This window comes from Aeromicrobium erythreum (genome assembly GCF_001509405.1).
Classification (GTDB): Bacteria; Actinomycetota; Actinomycetes; order Propionibacteriales; family Nocardioidaceae; genus Aeromicrobium; species Aeromicrobium erythreum.
Window position 1 is genome coordinate 3,332,289 of record NZ_CP011502.1, and the last position, 23,744, is coordinate 3,356,032.

Genomic DNA, 23,744 nt, shown 5'->3' on the forward strand with positions numbered 1-23,744 from the left:
TGGGATCACCCCATCCACGCCCACGGCGCCGCGACGGGAGCCGGGGGCGGGAAGATCGTCTCGAGCGCCGCCACCAGCGACGCGTCGAGCGTGGTCGATGCCGCCCGGAGGGCGGAGTCCAGCTGCTCCGGTGTGCGGGGACCGATGACGGCGCCCGTGACCCCCGGCCGGTCCAAGAGCCAGGCCAGGGCCGCCTCGGCGGGGTCGAGGCCGTGCTCGCGGCACGTCGCCTCGAACGACTCCAGCGACGGGCGCACGGCGGGCAGCAGCTCCTGCGCCCTGCCCTGGGCCGACTTCACCGCGACGCCGCGGCGCAGCTTGTCGAGCGCACCGCTCAGCAGGCCCCCGTGCAGCGGCGACCAGGCGAACACCCCGACCCCGTAGGCCTCGGCGGCCGGGAGCACCTCGAGCTCCACGTCGCGCCGGGCGAGGTTGTAGAGGCACTGATGGCTGATGGTGCCGACGCCCTGGCGGCGCCGCGCCGCCTCCTCGCCCGCGGCGATCTGCCAGCCGGCGAAGTTGCTGGATCCCACGTACCGGACCTTCCCGCTGGCGACGAGGGTCTCCATCGCCTGCCACACCTCGTCCCACGGCGCCGTCGGGTCGTACTCGTGCATCTGCAGCAGGTCGACGTGGTCGACGCCCAGCCGGCGCAGCGACGCCTCGCAGCCCGCCACGACGTGCCGGGCGGACAGCCCCCGCTCCAGCACGCCGTCGCCCATGGGGCTGCCGACCTTCGTGGCGACGACGGTGTCCTCGCGCCGCCCGCCACCCTGCGCCAGCCAGCGGCCCAGCAGCTCCTCGGTGTGCCCCTTGTAGAGCCGCCACCCGTAGATGTCGGCGGTGTCGACGCAGTTCACCCCGCGGTCGCGGGCGTGGTCGAGCAGCGCCAGCGCGTCGTCGTCGTCGACCCGGCCGCTGAAGTTCACCGTGCCCAGCCACAGGGAGCTGGTCACGAGTGCCGAGCGGCCCACCCGCACGTAGGGCACGTCGGCGCTCACGGGGCGTGCTCCTCGACGCGACGGACGCACTCCTCGACCACGGCGGCAGGGGTCGGCTCGGACAGCATGGCCTCGCGCAGACGCCGCGCGCCCTCCGCGTACGAAGGCTGCTCGAGCACGGCGACGATCGCGTCGCGCAGTCCCTCGACGGTGAGCTCCGGGACCGGCAGGGCGATGCCGGCACCGACCTGCTCGGTACGGGCGGCACGCACGCCGGTGTCCCAGCCGTCGGGCAGGACCACCTGCGGCAGGCCGTTGATCGCTGCGGTGTGCCAGCTTCCCGGCCCGCCGTGGTGCACCGTCGCCGCGCAGGTCGGCAGCAGCGCGTGCATGGGGACGAATCCGACGGGCCGCACGTTGTCGGGCAGGCGCTCCACGCCGGCGAGCTGGTCCTCGTCGAAGGTGGCGACGACCTCGGCGTCGACGTCGCCCAGCGCCTGGAGCAGGTCAGCGACCGGCACCTGGCCGATGTCGTTCTCGCGACTGGAGATCCCGAGCGTCAGGCAGACGCGCGGCCGCGACGGCCGGTCGCGGAACAGCCAGGACGGAACGGTGGACGGCCCGTTGTAGTCCACGTACCGCATGCCCACCGTGTCGAGCCCCGTGTCGAGGCGCATCGGGGCCGGCGCCGGATCGATGGTCCAGTGCCCGACCACCGCGCGCTCGCTGAAGTGCACCGGTCGGTCGCCGGCGAGACGCTGCATGGTCCACGTCAGCCACTCCCCGAGGGGGTCCTCGCGCAACCCCTCGGGCTGCTCCTCGCGCAGGGCCAGGAAGCGCTGGCGCGCGCGGACCGCGATGTCCGGGCCCCAGAGCAGCCGTGCGTGCGGGACGTCCAGCACCTCGGCGACCACGGAGGCGGCGAAGGTGAGCGGCTCCCAGACGATCAGGTCGGGCTTCCACGACCGGCAGAACTCGAGCAGCCCGTCGGCCAGGGAGTCCGAGCTCATGAGGGCGTAGAACGTCGGCGTGAGCACCGTCTGCATGCCCAGCTGGTGCTGCCAGGTCAGCGTGCTCGGGTCCTCCTCGCTGAAGTCGAGGCTGCGGACGTAGTCGATGATGTCGTAGCCCGCGTGGGTCATGAAGTCGACCAGGTCGACGTCGTCCCCGACGGGGACGGCGGTGAGGCCGGCGGCGGTGATGTCCTCGACGAGCGCCGGGGACGCCACGACACGGACCTCGTGGCCGGCGGCACGGAAGGCCCACGCGAGCGGCACGAGCCCGAACAGGTGGCTCTTGCTCGCCATGGACGAGAACACGACACGCATCTCAGGACTCCTCACGGACGACGGGGAAGCTCAGGCAGGACCGCACGACCGCCGACCGCGGGTCACGGGTCACCGGGCCCACGAGCTCGAGGGGGCGCTCGAGCAGGACGGGCAGCACGAGCACGGCGAGCTCGCGCACGAGCCGCTCGAGCGGGTCGCGCTCGGCGAGCAGGTCCGACAGCGACGGGGTGGTCGGCTCCCGGTCCGGCCGGAACGCGTCGGGATCCTCGAGGAGGGCGTGGTCGCGGTCGGCGACCGCCGTCACGACGATGACCTCGTCGCCCTCGCCCAGCGCGGCCGCACCGAGTGTCGTGGCCGCGGTCGCGGTGCGGCGGACCAGGGCGCGGGTCGGCGCGAGCCGGAGCGTCTCGCGCACGACGGCACGGGTCCCGGGCTCGTCGTCGAGACCTGCCACCCGGCGGCCGTCCAGGAGCAGCACGGCGTCGACGAGGACCCCGCTCAGCAGCGTCGCCACCGTCAGGCGCGCCACGTCGTGCCCGGCGTCGAGCACCTCGAGCGCGGCCACGGTCTGGGCGAGCCGTTGGGGCACGAGCGTCGCGTCGGGGGCCACGCGCCAGGCACGCGCCGCCTCCGCGTCGCGGACGTCGCACGCCGCCAGGGCAGCGGGCCACGCGAGGTCGGCGACGAGGTCGAGCCGGCCCCCTCGCGCGCCGACGGCGTCGCGGACCCGGTCCACCACCCCGTCGGGATCGACGTCGGGCGCGACGTCCTGACGCTCCGCCTCCTGGAACGGCTGGCACCAGGTCGCGTCGGCCACGTCGGCGGCGCGCGCCCACTCCGGGACCCGGGCCGGGCCCGCCCGAACGCGGCGTCCTCGAGGACGGCGCGCGCGGTCGCGTGGTCGCCCACCACCCAGGTCTCCGTGCGGCTGCGCGCCACCGGCTCCCCGCGCAGCAGGGGGCCGGCGTCGAGCAGGTCGGTCCGCGACCCGCTGAGCACCGACGCGAGGACGTCGCCGTTGCTGCCCCAGCCCCAGAGCAGGCCGCGGACCATCTGGAGCCGCCGCCCCAGCTGCGCGCGCCCGTCCAGGGTCGCGTGGGTCGCGGTGCTGTCGGTCTCGGTCATCGTGCCTCCCACCAGTCGGTGATCCGGGCAGCGACCTGCCCGGCGTGCTCCTGCATCATCGTGAAGTGGTCCCCCGGCACGTCGGCCGTCGCGTGGGCGAAGGGCCACGAGGCCCGCCAGTCGTCGTCGGGCCACGCCGCGATGGGGTCGACGGCCCGCACGAGCAGCGTGGCGACCTGCTGGTCGTCGGGCACCCAGCCCCCGAGCATCCGGTCGTACGCCCCCATCGCCGTGAGCCGCGTGTCGTCCAGGGGGACGGTCTCCAGGTCCAGCAGGCGGCGGGTCAGGACGTCGATCCACCCCTCCACGGCGTCCTGGCGACCGGGCGGGTAGGAGTCGAGCAGGACGACACCGTCGGGCCGGTGCCCCTGCTGCGTCAGCGCGGTCGCGAGCGCGTGGCTCATCAGCCCGCCGGCCGAGTGGCCGACAAGCACGACCGGCCGTGCCGCCACCGCGCGGAGGACGGTCGCGGCCTGCGCCGCGGCCAGGGCCTCCATCGACGCGGGCAGCGGCTCGCCCGCCAGGTATCCGGGCTGGGGCAGCCCCAGCACCGACCACGACCCGTCCAGCGCCGCCGCGAGCCGTGCGAACTCGTGCGGCCCCGAGGGCGCGGCCGTGCCGGCGCAGCAGACCAGCACGGGCCCGTCGCCCGACGTGCCGAGCGCGACGGGGACGACGTTCTCGGCGAGGACGTCGGGGTCGGCGGACCGCTCGCGGAACTCGGCGAGGTCGGCCATCAGCGACAGGAACGGACGCACGCGCGAGGACTCCGCCGCACGCCGGTACCCCTCGACCAGGGATCCACCGGCGGCCGACGGGGTCGGGGAGCCGGCCGCGCGGCCGAGCTCCAGGACCCGTTCCGCGAGCGCCCGGGGCGTCGGGTGCTGGAAGACGACGGTCGCCGGCAGCTCGACGCCCGTGGCGCGCTGCAGCTCGTTGCGCAGACCCACGGCCGACAGGGAGTCGAAGCCGAGCTCGCCGATCGGCTGGTCCGCCGGGACGTCGTCGGCCCGGGCGTGGCCCAGCACCCGCGCCATCTGCGCCCGGACCAGGTGCACGGCCTCCTCGGCCGTCGTCGGCGCCGCCTGCGCGGCCGGCGCCGCGGTGCGCGACGTCGGGAGCTCCGGGTCGTCGGGCACCAGGTCCGCCACGAGGGGCCGCGGCCTGGCCGCGGTGAAGCCGACGGCGAACCGCGCCCAGTCGACGTCCGCGACGCTCACGCAGACGTCGTCCTGCTCCAGGGCACGGCGCAGACCCTCGAGCGCCCGCTCGGGGCGCATCGGACGGATGCCGCGACGGCGCAGGCCGTCCAGGTCGGCCCCGGCCATGCCGCCGCCCGCCCAGGCGCCCCAGGCGACGGACGTGCCGGCCCGCCCCTCGGACCGGCGGCGCTGCGCGAGCCCGTCGAGGAACGCGTTGCCCGCGGCGTAGGCGCCGAGCCCGGCGCTGCCCCAGGTGGCGGCCCCGGAGGAGAAGAGGACGAACGACGACACGTCGGGCAGCAGCTCGTCGAGAAGCCGCGCACCCTCCACCTTCGCGCGCCAGACCTCCTCCGGGCGGTCGACGTCCTCGAGCCGGCGGGCGTCCGGCGCCCCGGCGGCGTGGACCACGACCTCGACCCGGCGGCCCTCGGACCGCAGCCGGTCGAGCACCGACGTCAGCTGGCCGCGGTCGGCGACGTCGCACGCCACGACGGTGGCGTCCGCCCCTGCGGCACGCAGCTCCTCGACCAGCTCCTGCGCACCGTCGGCGTGCGGACCCCGACGGCTCAGCAGGACCAGGTCGCGGACACCCTGTGCGACGAGGAACCGGGCGACGTGCGCCCCGAGCGCTCCGGTGCCCCCGGTGACGAGGGCCGTGCCGTCGCCCGGCCACCAGCGCCGTCGGCTCCGGTCGGCCGGGGCGGCCATGAGCCGACGGCAGAGCCGCCGGCCCTGGCGCACGGCGACCTGGTCCTCCAGGTCGTCGCCCAGCAGGGCGGCCAGGAGCGCGCCAGTGTCGTCGGCGGTGACCTCGGCGGGGAGGTCGAGCAGCCCGCCCCAGCGCTCCGGGCGCTCGAGCCCGACCACCCGGCCGAGCCCCCAGACCATCGCCGCGTCCGGGTCGACCAGGTCGTCCTCCGCAGCCGCGACGGCGCCGCGCGTGACGCACCACAGCGGGACGTCGACGTCGCAGGCCAGGAACCGCTGCACCCGGTCGAGCTGCTCGGCAGCCCCGCCGCCGAAGGACAGCACCCCCGCCGCGCCGGCGACGTCCTGCGGGTCCGCGAGGTCCAGCGGCACGAACCTCGTGCCCACGCCCTGCAGGACCTTCTCCAGGTCGGCCGGCGGCTCGCCGAGCGTCAGGAGGGTCGCCGCTCCGGGGTCGGGAACCGACGGTTCGGCAACCGTCCGCCACACGATGCCGTAGCGGTCGCCGACGGACCGGTCGGCCGGCTCCGGGGCGAGCCAGTACCGCACCGGCTCGAAGGCCGTCGTGGGCAGCCGGGCGGGCAGGGTGCGGTCCAGCAAGGCCGTCCAGTCGACCTCGACGCCGTGCACGTGCGCCCGCGCCAGCTCGTGGAGCAGGTGCTCGTCGCGCTCGCGGTGCAGCGAACCGAGCACGAGTCCGTCCGGAGCGGTCTCCTGCACGGCGGCGGCGAGCACCGGATGCGGACTGACCTCCAGGAACACCTCGTGCCCCTCGTCCATCGCAGCCCGCACCGCCGCGTCGAACCGCACCGTGCCCCGCAGGTTCTCGTACCAGTACGCCCCGTCCAGCTCCGGCCCCTCCACCCGCGCACCCCGCAGGCTCGAGAACACCGGCACCCGACCCGCACGACCCTGTACCACACCCAGCTCGCCCACCAACGCCTCACGCACCCGCTCCACGTGCACCGAGTGCGACGCGTAGTCCACCGCCAACCGCCGCACCCGCACACCCTCACGCCGACCCTGCTCGACCAACGCCTCCACCGCAGCCACGTCACCAGCCACCACGACCTGCGCCGGAGCATTCACCGCCGCGACCTCCAGACCACCCACCTGCTCGACCCACGCACGCACCCGCTCCACCGGCAACGCCACCGACGCCATCGCCCCACCACCGGACAACGCCCGCAACGCCAACGCACGCCGCGCCACCACCCGCGCACCATCAGCCACGCTCAACACCCCAGCCACCACCGCCGCAGCGATCTCCCCCTGGGAATGACCCACCACCGCAGCCGGCCGCACCCCCACCGACTCCCACCACCGCGCCAAGGACACCATCACCGCGAACAACGCCGGCTGGACCACCTCCACCCGATCCAACGACGGCGCACCCTCACGACCCTCCAACACCTCACGCACCGAAAAGCCCAACACCTCCCCCAACGCCACATCCACCTCGGCCAACGCCGACGCGAACACCTCCACCCCCAACAGACCCGACGCCATCCCCACCCACTGCGCCCCCTGACCCGGGAACACCATCACCGGCTCGGCGGTCCGGGCGTCCGCGACGACGACCTCCGAGGACGTGCGTCCCTCGGCCAGGTCGTCCAGGAGTGCGCGCGCGTGCACGACGTCGCGCGGCAGCAGCACCGCGCGCCGCTGCAGGTGCGCCCGTCCGGTGGCCAACGTCCAGGCCACCTCGGGCAGCGTCAGGGCGTCCGTGCCGGCCAGGGCGTCGCGCAGCCGCGCGGCCTGACGGGCGAGGGCCCGGGGCGTGCGCGCCGACAGCACCAGCGGCACCACCCCGCCGGCCAGCACCCCGGCCCCGGAGCCGGACGTGGCTGCCGAGCCCACGCCGTCCTCGTCGACCGGCGCACCGACCGGCTCGTCGTCCGACGTCTCCTGCGCCGGGGCCTGCTCGACCACCACGTGCGCGTTCGTCCCACTGATCCCGAACGCCGAGACCCCCGCCCGACGCACCCCGTCAGGACCCACCGGCCACGCCCGCAACCCCTCAGCCAGCTCCACCTCACCAGCCGACCAGTCCACCAGCTCCGAACGAGACCCCACCACCACCGACGGACCCACCACACCACGCGACAGACCCATCACCACCTTGATCAACCCCGCCACCCCCGCAGCAGCCTGAGCATGACCCACGTTCGACTTCACCGAACCCAACAACACCGGCCCAGCACCACCACGACCACGCCCATACGTCGCCAACACCGCCGACGCCTCCACCGGATCACCCAACCGGGTCCCCGTCCCATGCGCCTCCACCACACCCACGTCACCAGCACCCACACCAGCACGCGCCCACGCCTCACGAATCACCCGCTGCTGCGCCACCCCACTCGGCGCAGCCAACCCGTTGCTCGCACCATCCTGATTCACCGCAGAACCAGCCACCACACCCCACACCCGACGACCCTCACGCCGCGCCACCGACAACCGCTGCACCGCCACGAACGCCGCACCCTCGGCGAAGCCGAACCCGTCAGCAGCCGACGAGAACGGCTTGCACCGACCATCCGCCGCCAACGCACCCTGACGCGAGAACTCCACGAACACCTCAGGACCCGCCATCACCGACACACCACCAGCCACCGCCAGCTCACACTCACCCGAACGCAACGCCCCCACCGCCAGATGCAACGCCACCAACGACGACGAGCACGCCGTGTCCACCGTGATCGCCGGCCCCTCCAGACCCAGCACGTACGCCACCCGACCCGACACCACGGCCGACGAACCACCGGTCAGGAGGTAGCCCTCCGCCTCCTGCGGCACGTCCGCGTCGCGGCCGTAGCCCTGGTAGGCGGCACCCAGGAAGATCCCCGTCCGCGTGCCGCGCAGCGACCGCGGGTCGATGCCGCTGTTCTCGAACAGCTCCCACGTCGTCTCGAGGACCTGGCGCTGCTGCGGGTCCATCGCCAACGCCTCCCGCGGCGAGATGCCGAAGAACGCCGCGTCGAAGTCGGCGGCTCCGTCGAGGAACGCCCCCCGCATGGTCTCGGCCTCGCTCGTCTCGGCGATGCCGGCGAGCAGGTCGGGATCCCAGCCGCGGTCGGTCGGGATGTCGGTGACGGCGTCCCCGCCTCGCGCGACCAGGTCCCAGAGGTCCTCCGGCGTCCGGACGCCGCCGGCGAGCCGGCAGGCCATGCCGACGATGACGATCGGGTCCTCCTCCGTCGACGGCGCCGACGGCACCCCCAGAGGTCCGGGTGTCTGCGCGACCTCGTCGGCCGAGCCCTCCCGGAGCCGGTCGAGGTAGTGCTGCGCGAGTCGGTGGACCGTGGGGTGGTCGAACACCACGGTCACGCCCTCGCGGAGCCCGGTGACCTCCGCGAGACGGTTGCGCAGCTCCACCGCCGTCATGGAGTCGAACCCGAGGTCGCGGAAGGCGACGTGCCGGTCCACGGCGGCGTGCTCGTCGAGCCCGAGGACACCGACCACCTCGCGGTGGACGACGACCTCGAGACGACGACGCCGCTCCTCCGGCGTCGTGGCACCGACCAGCAGGTCGGCCGCCGGTGCGTCCGCGGCCTGCGGCGCCTTCGGCGCCGCGGGCGCGAGCCGGTCGAGGAAGGGACGGCGTCGCGCGGCGGAGAACACGTCGACGAAGCGGTCGAGGTCGAGGTCGACGACGGAGACGCAGGTGTCCCCTCGGGTGAGGGCGGTCTCCAGCCCGGCGATCGCGTGCTCGGGCCGCATGGCCCGCACCCCCTGGCCCTTCAGGTAGGTGTTGCCCTCGACGCCGGCCATGGTCTCGCCGGCCCACAGGCCCCAGGCCACGGAGGTGACGCCGGTGCCGCGCCGGCTGCGGGCGAACCCGTCGAGGAAGGCGTTCGCGGCGGCATAGGCCCCCAGGCCCGGGCTGCCCCAGACGCCGGCGTTGGAGGAGAAGAGCACCAGGGTGCTCGCCTCGTCGCACAGGTCGGCCAGGTTCAGGGTCCCCTGCACCTTGGCGGCCGCGACGCGGCGCAGCTCGGCCGGCTCGAGCGCGACCACGGGTGTCGTGGTGGACGTGCCCGCGGCGTGGAACACCGCTGCGACCGTGCGACCCTCGGCCCGCTCGGCGGCGACCACCGCGGCGAGCGCGTCGTGGTCGGCGACGTCGCACGCGTGCACGCTGACCCCGACCCCGAGGGCCCCGAGCTCCGCGCGGAGCTCGGCGGCCGCCTCGCCACGCTCGCCCCCACGGCCGAGCAGCACCAGGTGCTCGGCGCCCGAACGCGCGAGCCAGCGCGCCACGTGCCGTCCGACCGCACCGAGGCCGCCCGTGACCAGCACGGTGCCCGACGGGGTCCAGGGCCGGGGCTCCTGCGGGACGGGGTCGGCCGTGAGACGACCCGCCCACACGTCGGTGCCGCGCACCGCGAGGACGTCCTCCGGGCCAGCTGCGGCGACCGCGGCCGCCACGACCCCGGCGGCGTCGTCGTCGAGGTCGTCGACGTCGACGTGGCCGCCCCACCCCTGCGGGTGCTCCAGGCCCACCACGCGGGCGAGCCCGGCGACGGCCGACTGCGCGGGGTCGACGGTGCTGCCACCGGCGTCGGAGGCGCGGCGGGTCACGACCCACAGGGGCGCAGGGTCCTGCGCGCCGGACCACGAGCGCACGAGGGCGCCCAGCGCCTCCGTGGCCGCGAGCGGGTCGCGCTCGTCGCCGTCGTGCGGGAGGGCCACGACGCCCAGCGTCGGCGAGCCGTCGACTCCCGAGCGTCCCCACGACGCCTCGACGTCGTCGGGACGCACGACCTCGACCAGCCCACCGCGCTGCTCCACGGCGCGTTGGACGGCGTCGACCTCGTGGGCCGCGGAGTCGGACGCGACCAGCAGCACGCGACCCGCGACCGGGACGTCGGCGACCTCGGTCCGCTCCCACTGCACCGTGTAGCGCCAGTCGTCGGCGGGTCCCCCGGTACGCGCACCCGCGAGCGGCGTCTCCAACCAGAAGCGTTCGTGCTGGAACGGGTAGGTCGGCAGCTCGACCGTGGCGGCCTCGCGGGGGAGCTCGCGCGACCAGTCGACGGGCAGTCCCGCGACGTGGGCCTCCGCGAGGGCCCGGACGAGGTCGGGGGCGCCGCCCTCGCCGCGCCGCAGCGTCCCGAGCACGGCGGCGTCGGCGTCGGCGTCCTCGACGACCTGCTCCAGCGCCATCGTCAGCACCGGGTGCGGGCTGACCTCGACGAGCGCGTCGGTGCCCTCGGCGAGCAGGCTCCGCGCCGCCTCGGCGAACCGCACCTGGCCGCGCAGGTTCCTGAACCAGTAGTCGGCGTCCATCGTGCTGGTGTCGATGGGCGCACCGGTCAGCGAGGAGTGCAGCGGGACCCGGCCCGTCGTCGCGCCGACGCCGCGCAGCTCGCGCAGCACGTCGTCCCGCAGCGACTCCACGTGCGCGGTGTGCGACGCGTAGTCGACCGGGATCCGGCGGGCGCGCAGCCCGTCGGCCTCGCACTGCGCGAGCAGGTCGTCCAGCGCGGACGGGTCGCCCGCGACCACCACAGCGCGAGGGCTGTTGACCGACGCGACGGCGAGCGCGTCGCCGAACGGGGCGATCCTGCGGGACGCGTCGTCGGGCGTGGTCGCGAGCGACACCATGCCGCCGCGTCCCGCGATGCCGCGCAGGACCCTGCTGCGCAGCGCGACGACCCGCGCCGCGGTCTCCAGGTCGAGCGCCCCGGCCACGTGGGCCGCGGCGATCTCGCCCTGGGAGTGCCCCACCACCGCGGACGGCTGCACGCCGCTGTCGCGCCACACCTCGGCGAGCGAGACCATCACGGCGAACAAGGCCGGCTGCACCAGGTCGACGCGGTCCAGGGGCGACCCCGACCGCAGGGTCTCCAGCACCGAGACGTCGAGGTGGCCCGCGAGAGCCCGGTCGCACTCCCGCATCACCTCGGCGAACACGGTCGAGTGCTCGAGGAGGTCGGCACCCATGCCCACCCACTGCGCCCCCTGGCCAGGGAAGACGAACGCTGGCCGGCGGCGGTCACGACCCCGCCCGAGCAGCACGTCCCGCGACGGCTGGCCGTCCGCGAGGCGCCCGAGCGCAACCCGCGCGCTGCCTGCGTCGTCGGCGACGACGACGGCGCGGTGCTCCAGCCGACTGCGACGGTGCAGCAGGGAGGCGGCCACGGGCACGACGGGGGCGTCCGCTGCCAGGACGTCGGCGTCGAGCAGCCGGCGCGCCTGGGCGCGCAGGGCCTGCGGCGTCCTGGCCGACAACATCAGCGGGACGGAGCGACGAGCGGCGGTGACGGGTGCGGTGGTCGTCGGTGCGGGCGTCGCTGGTCTGGTGGTCGCTGCGTCCACCTCCGGCTCGACCGCGACGGGCCCCTCCTCGAGGACGACGTGCGCGTTGGTGCCGCTGATGCCGAAGGCCGAGACGCCCGCGCGGCGGACCCGCGCACCCCGCTCCCACGCCCGGCCTCGCGTCACGACCTCGAGGCGATCGTCCCAGTCGATCTGCGACGACGGGTTCTCGGCGTGCAGCGACGCCGGCAACCAGTCGTGCTGCAGCGCGAGCACCGTCTTGATGACCCCGACGATGCCGGCCGCGGCCTGCGTGTGGCCGACGTTCGACTTCACCGAGCCCACCGCGAGCGGCGCCGTGCGGCCGGGACCGTAGGTGTCCATGAGGGCGTGGGCCTCGATCGGGTCACCGAGACGGGTGCCCGTCCCGTGCGCCTCCACGTAGTCGACGTCGACGCCGCGCAGACCGGCCTGGTCCAGTGCCTCGGTGATGACGCGACGCTGGGCGGGACCGCTCGGCGCGGTGAGCCCGTTGCTCGCGCCGTCCTGGTTCGCGGCGGTGCCGCGCAGCACCGCCAGCACCCGACGCCCGTCGCGCTGCGCGTCGCCCAGCCGTTGCAGCACGAGGACGCCGGCCCCCTCGGCCAGACCGAAGCCGTCCGCGTCGTCGGCGAAGGGCTTGCAGCGGCCGTCCGCAGCCAGGCCTCCCTGGCTCTCGAACTCCGTGAAGGCACCGGCGCTGCTCATCACCGTGACACCCCCGGCGAGCGCCAGCGAGCACTCGCCCCGGCGCAGCGACTGCACGGCCAGGTGGGTCGCGGTCAGGCCGGAGGAGCACGCCGTGTCGACCGACAGGGCGGGCCCCTCGAGGCCGAGCGTGTACGCGACCCGCCCGGACACGACGCTCGAGGCGTTGCCGATGCCGACGTACCCGAGCAGCTCGTCGGGAGCCTCGTCGGGTCGCGGTCCGTAGTCCGACGCCCCGACCCCCGCGAACACGCCGGTGGCGCTGCCCCGCAGCGAGCGCGGGTCGAGCCCGGCCCGCTCCACGGCCTCCCACGCGACCTCGAGCAGGATCCGCTGCTGCGGGTCCATCGCGAGCGCCTCGCGCGGCGAGATGCCGAAGAAGGAGGCGTCGAAGCCGGCGACGTCGTCGAGGAAGCCGCCCCGGCGCTCGCCCGGACCAGTCGGCCAGCCCCGGTCGGCCGGCGCGACCGACACGGCCTCGCCGTCGGAGACCAGCACCTGCCACAGCTGCTCGGGCGTGTCGATGCCGCCCGGCAGCCTGCACGCGACGCCGACGACCGCCACGGGCTCGCGGGACTGCGCCGTCACCTCGTCGAGCTCGGCCGTCACGGACTCCAGCTCGCCCAACGTGCGCTTGAGGTACTGCCTCAGCCGCGCCTCCACCGTCGACCCGGCCGCCTGGCCCCCACGATCGTCGTCACGTCCTACGTTCATCGGTCCTGGTCCCCCTCAGCGCCCAACCGGGCGTCGAGCAACGAGAACAGCTCGTCGTCGCTCGTGTCGTCGTCGACGAGCGCCGCGGCCGCGGCACCACCGTCCCATGCACGTCCCTCGACCTCGCCCGCGGGCAGGACGTCGAGCAGTCCCCGCACCCGCGACCCAAGGTCCGCGGGCAGCTGGTCCGGCGTGGCGTCGCGCACCGCCCGCTCGAGCGCGGCCAGCTGCTCCTCCAGCGAGGAGGCGTCGTGCTCCACCACCGGCTCCAGGTCCTCCAGCAGCCGTTCGGCGACCGCCTCGGCCGTCGGGTAGTCGAACACGAGGGTGCTCGGCAGCCGCACCGACGTCGCGTCGCGCAGGCGGTTGCGCAGCTCGACCGCGGCCAACGAGTCAAAGCCCAGGTCGCGGAAGGCACGCTGCTCGGGCAGCTGTGCCGCGCTGGAGAAACCGGCCACGGCAGCGGCGTGCGCGCGGACCAGGTCCAGCACCTCCGTCCGTCGCGCGTCGGCGTCCAGACCGCGCAGCCTCGACGCCCAGTCGGCGCCCCGCTCGTCGCGGTCGGGCCCGGTCCCGCGCCGCCCGCGCGTCGGCACCACGCGGTCTCTCGGCGCCACGCGGGCCCTCAGCACCTCGGGGACCACGTCGGCCTCGGCGAGCGCGTCGACGTCGAGCGCCATCGGGTACAGGACCGGCTCGTCCGAGCCGAGCGCCTCGTCGAGCAGCTCGAGCGCCCGAGCGCGCGACAGCGGGGCGACCCCGGTGCGGGCGATCTGGTCCTCCAGGCCACGCGTCAGGTCGCTAGAGTCCTGCCAGAGTCCCCATCCGAGCGCGGTCGCCCGCGCGCCGCGCGACGCACGTCGCGCCACGCACGCCTCGACCACCGCGTTCGCCGCGGCGTACACCCCCTGTCCGGGTCCGGCGAGCACCGAGGCCGCCGAGGAGAACACCGCGAAGAGGCCGAGGTCGAGATCCGCCGTGAGCTCGTCGAGGTGCTGCACGACGTCGACCTTGGGAGCCACCACGGTCTCCACCGCGTCGGCGTCGATGGACACCACGAACGAGTCGGCGAGCACGCCGGCGGCGTGAACGACGCCCACGAGCGGGTGCTCCGCGGGGACGCCTCGCACGACCTCGGCCAGGCGGGCGCGGTCAGTGGCCTCGCACGCGACGACGTCGACACGAGCCCCCTCGGCCTCGAGCTCGGCGACCAGGTCAGCCGCGCCCGGAGCGTCCGGGCCGCGACGGCTGACCAGCAGCAAGTGCCGGACGCCGCGGGTGGACACCAGGTGGCGCGCCACCAGCGATCCCAGCGTCCCGGTGCCGCCCACCACCAGCACGGTCCCCTCGAGCGGAGCCGGACGGGACTGCTCGACGACGAGCTTGCCGACGTGTCCGCCGCGGCTCATCTCCGTGAGGGCCGCGCGCAGGTCGGCCAGGGGTCGCGCACTGACCGGCACGGGCGGGACCCGTCCGCCGGCCAGGAGGTCGACGACCGTGCGCAGGATCTCGCCCAGCCGGTCGGGCCCGACCTCGCCGAGGTCGAACGGCAGGTAGCGCGCCGCGACGTCGGCCGGGTCGCGCAGGTCGGCCTTCCCGAGCTCGACGACCACACCGTCCGGGGCCACCAACCGGATCGTCTCGTCCAGCAGCGGCCCGGTGAGGGAGTTGAGGACGACGTCGACGCCCCGGCCACGGGTGTGGCCGAGGAAGGCCTCGGCGAACCCGGAGGTCCTCGACGAGCGCACCTGGTCCGCGGGGAGACCGCGGGCCTGGACCGCATCGTGCTTGGCCGGCGACGCGGTCGCCAGGACGTCGGCGCCGGCGTGCAGGGCGAGCGACACGGCGGCCATGCCGACACCGCCGGCAGCCGCGTGCACCAGGACGGTCTGCCCCCGCTGCACGCCGGCCAGGTCGTGCAGCGCGTAGTAGGCCGTGGTGAAGGCGATGGGGACCGCCGCACCCTCGGCGAACGACCAGCCCGGGGGCAGCGGGGCCACGAGCCGCGCGTCGGTGACGGCGCGCTCGGCGTACGCACCGGCGAACAGGCCCAGCACCCGGTCGCCGACCTCGACGGAGGTGACCCCCTCGCCGACGGCCTCGACGACCCCCGCGGCCTCCGTGCCCATGAGGGCGGCGTCGGGATACACCTGCAGCGCCAGCATGACGTCGCGGAAGTTCAGGCCGGTGGCGCAAACCGCGACCCGGACCTCGCCCGGACCGGGCTGCAGCTGCGAGGCGGGGACCTTCTCGAGCACCAGCCCGTCGATCGACCCCGAGCCCGGCGCGACCCGCTGGCCCGCACCCGGCACCCATGAGGTCGGCCGGTCCTGCAGGCGGGGCACCAGCGTGAGCCCGTCGCGCACCGCGACCTGCGGAAGGTCCGGTCGCGCGGGGACGTCGAGTGCGCCGTCGACCAGCAGGAACCGGTTGGGCGACTCCGCCTGCGCCGCCCGCAGGACTCCCCACACGGCCGCGGGGCCCGGCCGCGCGGGCGGGTCGTCGGCCCCGACCCGCGCAGCGCCGTCGGTGACCACGACCAGACGAGCACGGCGACGGTCGGTCGCACCCCAGCGTCGGACCACCTCGGCCGCCCAGGCCACGGCGCGCCGCGTGGCCGTGATCGGGTCCGGGTCGTCATCGACGTGCCGCAGCACGACGAGGTCCGCGTCGGGACGTCCGGGTGCGTCCAGCTCGTCGAGGGTCGTGACCTCGACCGTGGTGACGGTCGGCGCCGGCCCGTCCGGCTGCGCCGGGACCCAGGTGAGCGACTGGAGCGTCCCGCTGCGCAGGTCGGTGCCGGCCGAGGCGTCACGGACGACGATGCCGTCGACGGTGAGCACCGGCACGCCGGCGGGCGTGACCACCTCGAGCGATGCGTCCGAGCGGGGGTCGCCGCCGAGCACCACGCGCAGCGCCCCGACGACCGGACCGTGCACCCGGACGCCGTTCCACGCGAAGGGCAGCCGGCCAGACTCCGCGGCGGCCACCCCGAGGGTCTGCGCCACCACGTCGAGCAGCACCGGGTCGACGACGAACCCGTGCCGCGCCGCCGGGACCTCGACCTCGGCCAGCACCCGCTCGCCGGCACGCCAGGCACGGCGCAGGCCCCGGAAGGCCGGGCCGTACTCGAAGCCGAGGCCGGCGAGGGTGTCGTAGTGCCCGGCAAGCTCGATCGCGTCGGCATCTGCGGGCGGCCACGCCGACCCGCCGGATGTCGGTCTGCTGGTCGACGCGTCGGCGCCCAGCACGCCGCTGGCCTGGAGCGTCCACGTGGGGTCCTGCATGCCGTCGGGCGCGGCGTGCACCTGGAGGTCGCAGCGGCCGCCGTCGTCGGGGCCGACCACGAGGCGCAGGCGCAGACCACCGGCGGCCGGCAGCTCGAGCGGCTCCTGCAGGAGCAGCTCCTCCAGGACCGGCAGCCCGACGAGCTCGCCCGTGGCCAGGGCCAGCTCGACCAGGACGCTGCCCGGCACCAGGCGCCGACCCTCGACCACGTGCTCGGCGAGCCAGGGGTGGGCGTGCGGGTCGAGGCGCCCCACGAGCACCCGCTCCCCGCTGCCCGGGACCTCGACGACGGTGCTCAGCACCGGGTGCTCGACACCGGGCAGTCCGCTGTCCGTCACCGGGGCAGGGCGGTGGCGGCGGGGCCAGAAGCGCTCCCGCTGGAAGGGGTAGGTGGGCAGGTCGACGAGCCGGCCGTCGGGCACGGTCGTCGCCGGCTCGACGCTCGCGCCGTGGGCGAACGCCTCGCCCGTCGCGCGAGCGAGCTCGCGCGCACCGGGGCGGTCGCGCCGCAGGGTCGCCACCACGTCGACGTCGGCGCCGAGGTCGTCGGCCACGTCCTGCACGCCCCCGAGCAGCACGGGGTGCGGGCTGGCCTCCACGAAGAGGTCGTGACCGTCGCGGACGAGTGCCTCGACCGTCTCGGTGAAGCGCACGCGTCCGCGCAGGTTGTCGTACCAGTAGCCGGCGTCCATCGACGCGGAGTCGATCCGTTCGGCGGTCACCGTCGAGTACACGGGGACCTCGCTCGTGCGCACCCGCACGTCGCCGAGCGCGTCGACGACCTGCGCACGCACCCGCTCGACCTCGCCGGAGTGGGAGCCGTAGCCCACCGCGACGCGTCGGGGCTCGTGCCCGGCCTGCTCCACGGCGGCGCAGAACGCGTCGAGCTGCTCCACGGGTCCGGCCACGACCACCATGCGCGGACCGTTGACCGCGGCCACGGCGAGCTGGTCGGCCCAGGGGGCCAGCAGACGCTCCGCCTCGTCCGCCGCGACGGCGACCGAGACCATGCCACCGTCGCCGTCGATCTCGCGCAGCGCCCGGCTGCGCAGGGCCACGACGCGGGCGGCCTCGTCCAGAGACAGCGCGCCGGCCACGCAGGCGGCGGCGATCTCGCCCTGTGAGTGGCCGACGACGGCCGCCGGGACGAGTCCGTGCCCACGCCAGGTGCGCGCCAGGGACACCATCATCGAGAACAGGACGGGCTGCAGCACGTCGACCCGCTCGGGGTCCACGTCAGCCCGTCCCTCCACGACGTCGAACAGGTCCCACGTGACGTGGGCGGAGAGCGCCTGCGCGCACTCCTGCATGGACTGCCGGAAGACCGTCGAGGTCGCCAGCAGGTCCCGCGCCATGCCGTCCCACTGGGAGCCCTGGCCCGGGAAGACCAGCACGGCCCGCCGGGGTCGCGAGAGCGTCGGGCCGACCCCGTCGGCCGTCGGCGAGCCGTCGGCGAGCGCCTCCAGGGCGGCGACGGCGGCCGGCACGTCGTCGGCCGGCACCGCCGCGCGCCACTCCATCGCGCTGCGTCCGCGGCTCAACGTCCAGGCGACGTCGCGGACGTCGTGCGTGCCGTCGGCCAGCCGAGAGGCGAGCTGGCGGGCGGCGCCGCGCACCGCCCCCTCGCTGCGCCCGGAGAGCACCAGGGGAACGGCGCGGGCCGCGTCTGCGCCGGGTCGCTCGACGGTCCCCGCGTCCGGCGCCTCCTCGAGCACCACGTGCGCGTTGGTCCCGCTCACGCCGAAGGACGAGACGCCGGCGCGGCGGGGGCGCTCTCCCCGCGGCCACGGCACGTCGTCCTGCGCGAGCCGCAGCCCGCCGGACGCCCAGTCCACGTGCGGCGTCGGCTCGTCGGCGTGGAGGGTCCGTGGCACGACCCCGTGCCGCAGCGCGAGCAGCACCTTGAGCATGCCGGCCGCGCCGGCGGCCGCCTGCGTGTGCCCCAGGTTGGACTTGACCGACCCGACGTGCACCGGGCGGCCGGGGTCGCGGCCGTAGGTGGAGAGCAGCGCGCCGGCCTCGATCGGGTCTCCGAGCTGGGTCCCCGTTCCGTGCGCCTCGACGACGTCGACGTCCTGCGGGCCGAGGCCCGCGTCGGCGAGCGCGGCCCGCACCACCCGCTCTTGCGAGGGCCCGTTGGGCGCGGCGAGGCCGTTGCTCGCCCCGTCCTGGTTGACCGCGGTCCCGCGCACGACGCCGAGCACCGGGTAGCCGAGCTCCGCGGCGCGCGACAGCGGCACCAGCAGCATGGTCGCGACGCCGTCGGCCAGGGCGAAGCCGTCGGCGTCGGCGGAGAACGCCTTGCAACGGCCGTCGCGCGCCAGTCCCTGCTGGGAGCTGAAGTCGACGAACGTGTACGGGTCGGTCATCACCGTGACACCGCCGGCGAGCGCCATCGAGCACTCGCCGCTGCGCAACGCACGGACGGCGAGGTGGACCGCCACCAGCGAGGCGGAGCAGGCGGTGTCGACGGTGAGCGCCGGCCCCTCCCACCCGAAGGTGTAGGCGACGCGTCCCGAGAGCACGCTCGCCGCGTTGCCCAGGCCCTTGTAGCCGTCGACCCGGTCACCCTCGCCGTCGAGCAGGCTCGCGTAGGACTGTCCGTTCATGCCGAGGTAGACACCCACGTCGCTGCCGCGCACCGCTTCGGGGTCGATGCCCGCGCGCTCCATGGCCTCCCACGACGTCTCCAGCACGAGCCGCTGCTGGGGGTCCATGGCGAGCGCCTCGCGCGGGGTGATGCCGAAGAAGCCGGGATCGAAGGAGGCGACGTCGTCGAGGAACCCGCCGCGGTCGACGTACGTGGTGCCAGGACGCAGGCCCTCCGGGTCGTACAGGCCCTCGACGTCCCAGCCGCGGTCGTCGGGGAAGCTCCCCGTGACGTCGGCACCGGTCCGCAGCAGGTCCCACAGGCCCTCGGGGCTGCGGATCCCCCCGGGGAAGCGGCAGCCGACGCCGATGATCGCGATCGGCTCCTCGGCGGCCCCGCGTGCCACGGGGCGCTCGTCCTGCGCGCCGGCCTCCGGGTCGACGAGGGCCAGCAGGTGGTCGGCGATCGCGTTCACGCTGGGGTGGTCGTAGACCAGGGAGGCGGGCAAGGTCAGCCCGGTGCGGGCGACGAGGCTCTTGCGCAGGGCGAGGGTGCCCAGCGAGTCGAGCCCCTGCTCGCGCAGCGCCCGGGTCCGGCTGACCCGCGAGGCCTGGTCCTGCCCCAGGACGTCGGCGGCGACGTCGGCGACCAGGACGCGCGCTGCCTCACGGCGCTCCTCTCCCCCGAGGGCGGCGACGGCGCGCAGCTCCTCGCTGCCCGCGTCGTGCGTCGGACCGCTCGGTGTAGGGCCGGCGGCGGCCGGTGCAGCCGGCTGCGCGAGACCGTCGAACAGCGCGGTGGGTCGGGCGGCGGAGAACTCGTCGGCCAGGGCCGGCCAGTCCGCGTCGGCGACGACGACGTCCGACGGGGCGGCGGCGAGGATCGACTCCCACGCCTCGAGCGCGCGCGGTACGGCCAGCGCCCGCAGCGCGCTCCCGCTCAGGTCGGGGGCGGCGTGGTGGCCCGCAGGCAGGTCCCACGGCGTCCACGTCACGACGCTGGTGGCGTGCCCCTGCGACCTCCGCCGCGCGGCGGTGGCCTCGAGGTAGGCGGCACCGGCCGCGTAGGCGGCCATGCCTGCGCCACCCCACGTGGCGGCCACCGAGGAGCAGAGGACCTCACGCTCCAGCCGGGCACCGTCGAGCAGCTCATCGAGCAGGTCGGGCAGGGACGAGCGGGCGGACACGGTGCGTCGGAAGCCGTCCGCGTCGGCCTCGACGACGGGGGCGAAGACCGGGTCGGACTCCGCGTGCACGACGGCGGTCGGCTCGTCCTCGCCGATCGCGGCGCGCAGGTCGGCGAGGTCGACCGGGCTGGTCGAGACCCGGACCCCGCCCTCCTCCAGCTCCCGGACCAGCTGCGGATCGGGCGCACGGCCGACGAGCACGAGGCGGTCGGCCCCGTGCTGGGCGACCCAGCGTGCGAGGACCGCCCCCACGGGCGTTGCCGCACCGGAGACGAGGACGGTGCCCCGCGGACGCCACCGGTCCGACGTGCGGGCTCCGCCGTCGCGGAGTCGGCGGCCGAGCAGCCGGCCGCCCCGGACCGCCATGACGCTCTCGCGTCGCCGACCCCAGGCGTCGGCGAGGGACGCAGCGACCTCCTCGCTCGCGGAGGCGGGCAGGTCGACCACACCGCCCCAGGCGTCGCCCAGCTCCAGCCGGGCCACGTGGCCGATACCGTGCAGCGTCGCCTGCTCGGGGTGGGCGGGCACCTCTCCCGGTGCGGCGGCGACCGCCCCGGCCGTGAGCAGCCAGAGCGGCGCACCGGACGTCGTGCGGGCCAGCGCCTGGACGGTGCTGCGTCCCCACTCCGCCACGGCGACCGCGTCCTGGCCCGGCGACGGGGGCAGCACCACGGTGCCGGCCAGCCCGTCGGGCACCTCGGCGGTGCCGTCCGCCCAGGCGTCGACAACGGCGGTCGAGACGACCTGGGCGGTGCCGCCCGCGCGCCCGACCGCGTCGAGGACGACGTCGGACCAACCCTCGGCGGCATCGTCCGGTGTCACGACGAGCCACGTCCCGGCAGGTGCGGCGGTGCTGTCCGACCGGTCGAGCGTCGACCACTCGACGTGGTGCACCAGGCCCGCCGGACGGGCGCCGCCGCGTCTCTCGGACCGCCAGAAGCGACGGTGCTGGAACGGGTAGGTGACGGGCAGGGCGCGGCCCCGGCCACCGGGGGCGACCGTGCTCCACGCGATCTCGACCCCGGCGACGTAGGCCGCCGCCACGGCGCGCGCGAACCCCGTGGGACCGCCTTCCCCGCGGCGCAGGGTGGCCAGCACGACCGCCCCGTCGCCGCCGCTGCCGGACTCGACCGTCGCCGTGAGCGCCGGCAGGAGGACCGGGTGCGGACCCACCTCGACGAAGGCGTCGTAGCCCTGGTCCACCATCAGGTCGACCGTCTCGTGCAGCCGCACGCGCTCACGCAGGTTGCGGAACCAGTACTCCGCGTCGAGCCGGGAGCCGGCGAGCGGGCCGGCCGTCACGGTCGAGTAGAACGCGATCTCGCCGTCACGCGGGCGCACCTCGCGTGCGTGCCGGAGCACCTCCTCGCGCACGGCGTCGACGTGGGCGGAGTGCGACGCGTAGTCGACGTCGACGGTCCGCGCGGCGAGGCCGTCGCGCTCGCACGTCGCGACGAGGTCGGCCAGCGCGTCGCGGTCGCCGGAGACCACGACGGACCGGGGACCGTTCACCGCGGCGACCGACAGCGCCGAACCCCAGGCGGAGATCCGCTCGCGTGCCGCGTCCTCGTCGCACGCGACGGCGACCATGCCACCCTGCGACGACAGTCGACGCAGCGCCTGGCTGCGCAGCACCACGAGTCGCGCGGCGCCGTCGAGCGTGAGGATCCCCGCGACGTGGGCGGCGGCGATCTCGCCCTGGGAGTGACCGACGACGGCCGCGGGCTCGACCCCGCGGCTCCGCCAGAGGCGGGCGAGCGCCACCATGACGGTGAACAGCACCGGCTGCACCACGTCGACGCGCTCGAGGCCCGGCGCGCCGGGCTCCTGGCGCAGGACGTCGGCGACGGACCAGTCCTGCCACGGTCGCATCGCCGCGTCGCACGCGTCGACCGCCTCGGCGAACAGCGCGCTGGTCGCCATCAGCTCGCGGCCCATCTCGGGCCACTGGGAGCCCTGTCCCGGGAACACGAACGCCGTGGTCCGTCCGCCGGCGTCCGCCGTGCCCCGGACGACGTCGCCGTCCGGCTGGTCGCGACCCACCGTCGCGAGCGCGTCGAGGGCGGCCGCGGGGGTCGAGGCCACCACGACCGCGCGGTGCTCGAGGTGGGCCCGGGTGGTGCCCAGGCTCACGGCCAGGTCGGCCAGGTCGACCGACTCCGCGCGCAGGAGCCCCGCGACGCGGTGGGCCTGCTCCACCAGCGCCTCGGGCGTCCGCGCCGACATCGGCAGCAGGACCGGTCCGGAGACCGGTTCCCGGTCGACGGGGCCCGACTCCTCCTCGGTCGCGGGCGCCTCCTCGACGATGACGTGCGCGTTCGTGCCGCTGATGCCGATCGCGGACAGGCCCGCCCGCCGCGGACGGTCCGACCTCGGCCAGGGTCGCGCCTGGTCGAGCAGACGCACCGCGCCCGACGTCCAGTCGACGTGGGTGCTGGGCTCCTCGACGTGCAGCGTGCGCGGGAGACACTCGTGCTGCAGCGCCAGCACGACCTTGAGCAGCCCGGTTGTGCCGGCCGCGGCCTGCGTGTGCCCGAGGTTCGACTTCACCGACCCGAGGGCCAGCGGCTCCGACCGGTCCTGTCCGTAGACCTCGAGCAGCGCCCCCGCCTCGATCGGGTCGCCGAGGGCCGTGCCGGTGCCGTGCGCCTCCACCACGTCGACGTCGGCCGGCTCGAGACCGCACCGTTCGAGGGCGGCCCTCAGGACGCGCCGCTGGGCACGACCGCTCGGCGCGGACAGGCCGTTGCTCGCGCCGTCCTGGTTCACGGCGCTGCCGCGCACGACCGCGAGGACCGGGTGGCCGAGCCGCTGGGCGTCGGAGAGCCGCTCGAGGAGGACCAGGGACACGCCCTCGGAGAAGCCGAACCCGTCGGCGCCGGCGCCGAACGCCTTCGACCGCCCGTCGGCCGCGAGAGCGCGCTGACGGCTGAAGTCAACGAAGACGTCGGGCGAGCCCATGACCGCCGCACCGCCGACCACGGCCAGGCTCGACTCGCCCTTGCGCAGCGAGTCGACGGCGAGGTGCAGGGCGACGAGCGAGGACGAGCAGGCCGTGTCGACCGTCAGGGACGGACCCTCGAGGCCGAACGTGTACGACAGCCGGCCGGACGCGACCGAGGGCGCCGTCCCCGTCACCGCGTACCCGTCGGGGTCGCCCACGTCGCCCTCGCCGTAGCCGAACTTCGCCGCACCGACGAACACGCCGGTCGCCGAGCCGCGCAGCCCCAGCGGGTCCATGCCGGCGCGCTCGAAGAGCTCCCAGCACGACTCCAGCAGGATGCGGTGCTGCGGGTCCATGGCCTCGGCCTCGCGGGGAGCGATGCCGAACAGCTCCGGGTCGAAGCCCGTCGCGTCGTCGAGGAAGCCCGCCTGGTCGACGTAGCTCGTCCCGGGGTGGTCGGGGTCGGGGTCGAAGAGGCCGGTCAGGTCCCACCCGCGGTCGTCGGGGAAGTCCGACAGCGTCTCGCGCCCCGCGTCGAGCAGGTCCCACAGCTTCTCGGGGGTGTCGATCCCGGCGGGTAGGCGGCACGCCATCGAGACGACGGCCACGGGGTCGGACTCGAGCTGCTGCACCCGCCGCCGTGCCGCGCGCAGCTCGGTGGTCGCCCGGCGCAGCAGGGCTGCGGTCCGGTCCTGCGGGTCCTGCTCGTTCATCGTTCCTCCGTGGTCGTGCGTGGTGCCGGGCCC

General features: G+C 75.6%; 5 protein-coding genes. All 5 read right to left on the minus strand.

The window, feature by feature from the left end:
* Window positions 1-5: 5 nt before the first annotated feature.
* Entirely contained in the window at window positions 6-1,001 is a 996-nt protein-coding gene (locus tag Aeryth_RS15880; protein ID WP_067860667.1) for an aldo/keto reductase, read from the minus strand.
* Window positions 998-2,269, minus strand: coding sequence for an activator-dependent family glycosyltransferase (locus tag Aeryth_RS15885; protein WP_067860669.1), 1,272 nt, complete (start codon window positions 2,267-2,269; stop codon window positions 998-1,000). The genes Aeryth_RS15880 and Aeryth_RS15885 overlap by 4 nt, the downstream gene beginning before the upstream one ends.
* 1 nt (window position 2,270) lies before the next feature.
* Window positions 2,271-3,047, minus strand: coding sequence for a cytochrome P450 (locus tag Aeryth_RS15890; RefSeq protein ID WP_067860671.1), 777 nt, complete (start codon window positions 3,045-3,047; stop codon window positions 2,271-2,273).
* A 304-nt stretch (window positions 3,048-3,351) separates the two neighbouring features.
* On the minus strand, window positions 3,352-12,990 hold the full coding sequence (locus Aeryth_RS18490) for a type I polyketide synthase (protein WP_083516503.1): 9,639 nt from the start codon (window positions 12,988-12,990) through the stop codon (window positions 3,352-3,354).
* On the minus strand, window positions 12,987-23,711 hold the full coding sequence (locus tag Aeryth_RS15900) for a type I polyketide synthase (protein WP_144433826.1): 10,725 nt from the start codon (window positions 23,709-23,711) through the stop codon (window positions 12,987-12,989). The genes Aeryth_RS18490 and Aeryth_RS15900 overlap by 4 nt, the downstream gene beginning before the upstream one ends.
* Between the last annotated feature and the right edge of the window lie 33 nt (window positions 23,712-23,744).

Coding starts and splice junctions, on each gene's coding strand:
- Aeryth_RS15885 (WP_067860669.1), bottom strand. CDS start 2,269: ATGCGTGTCGTGTTCTCGTCCATGGCGAGCAAGAGCCACCTGTTCGGG.
- Aeryth_RS18490 (WP_083516503.1), bottom strand. CDS start 12,990: ATGAACGTAGGACGTGACGACGATCGTGGGGGCCAGGCGGCCGGGTCG.
- Aeryth_RS15900 (WP_144433826.1), bottom strand. CDS start 23,711: ATGAACGAGCAGGACCCGCAGGACCGGACCGCAGCCCTGCTGCGCCGG.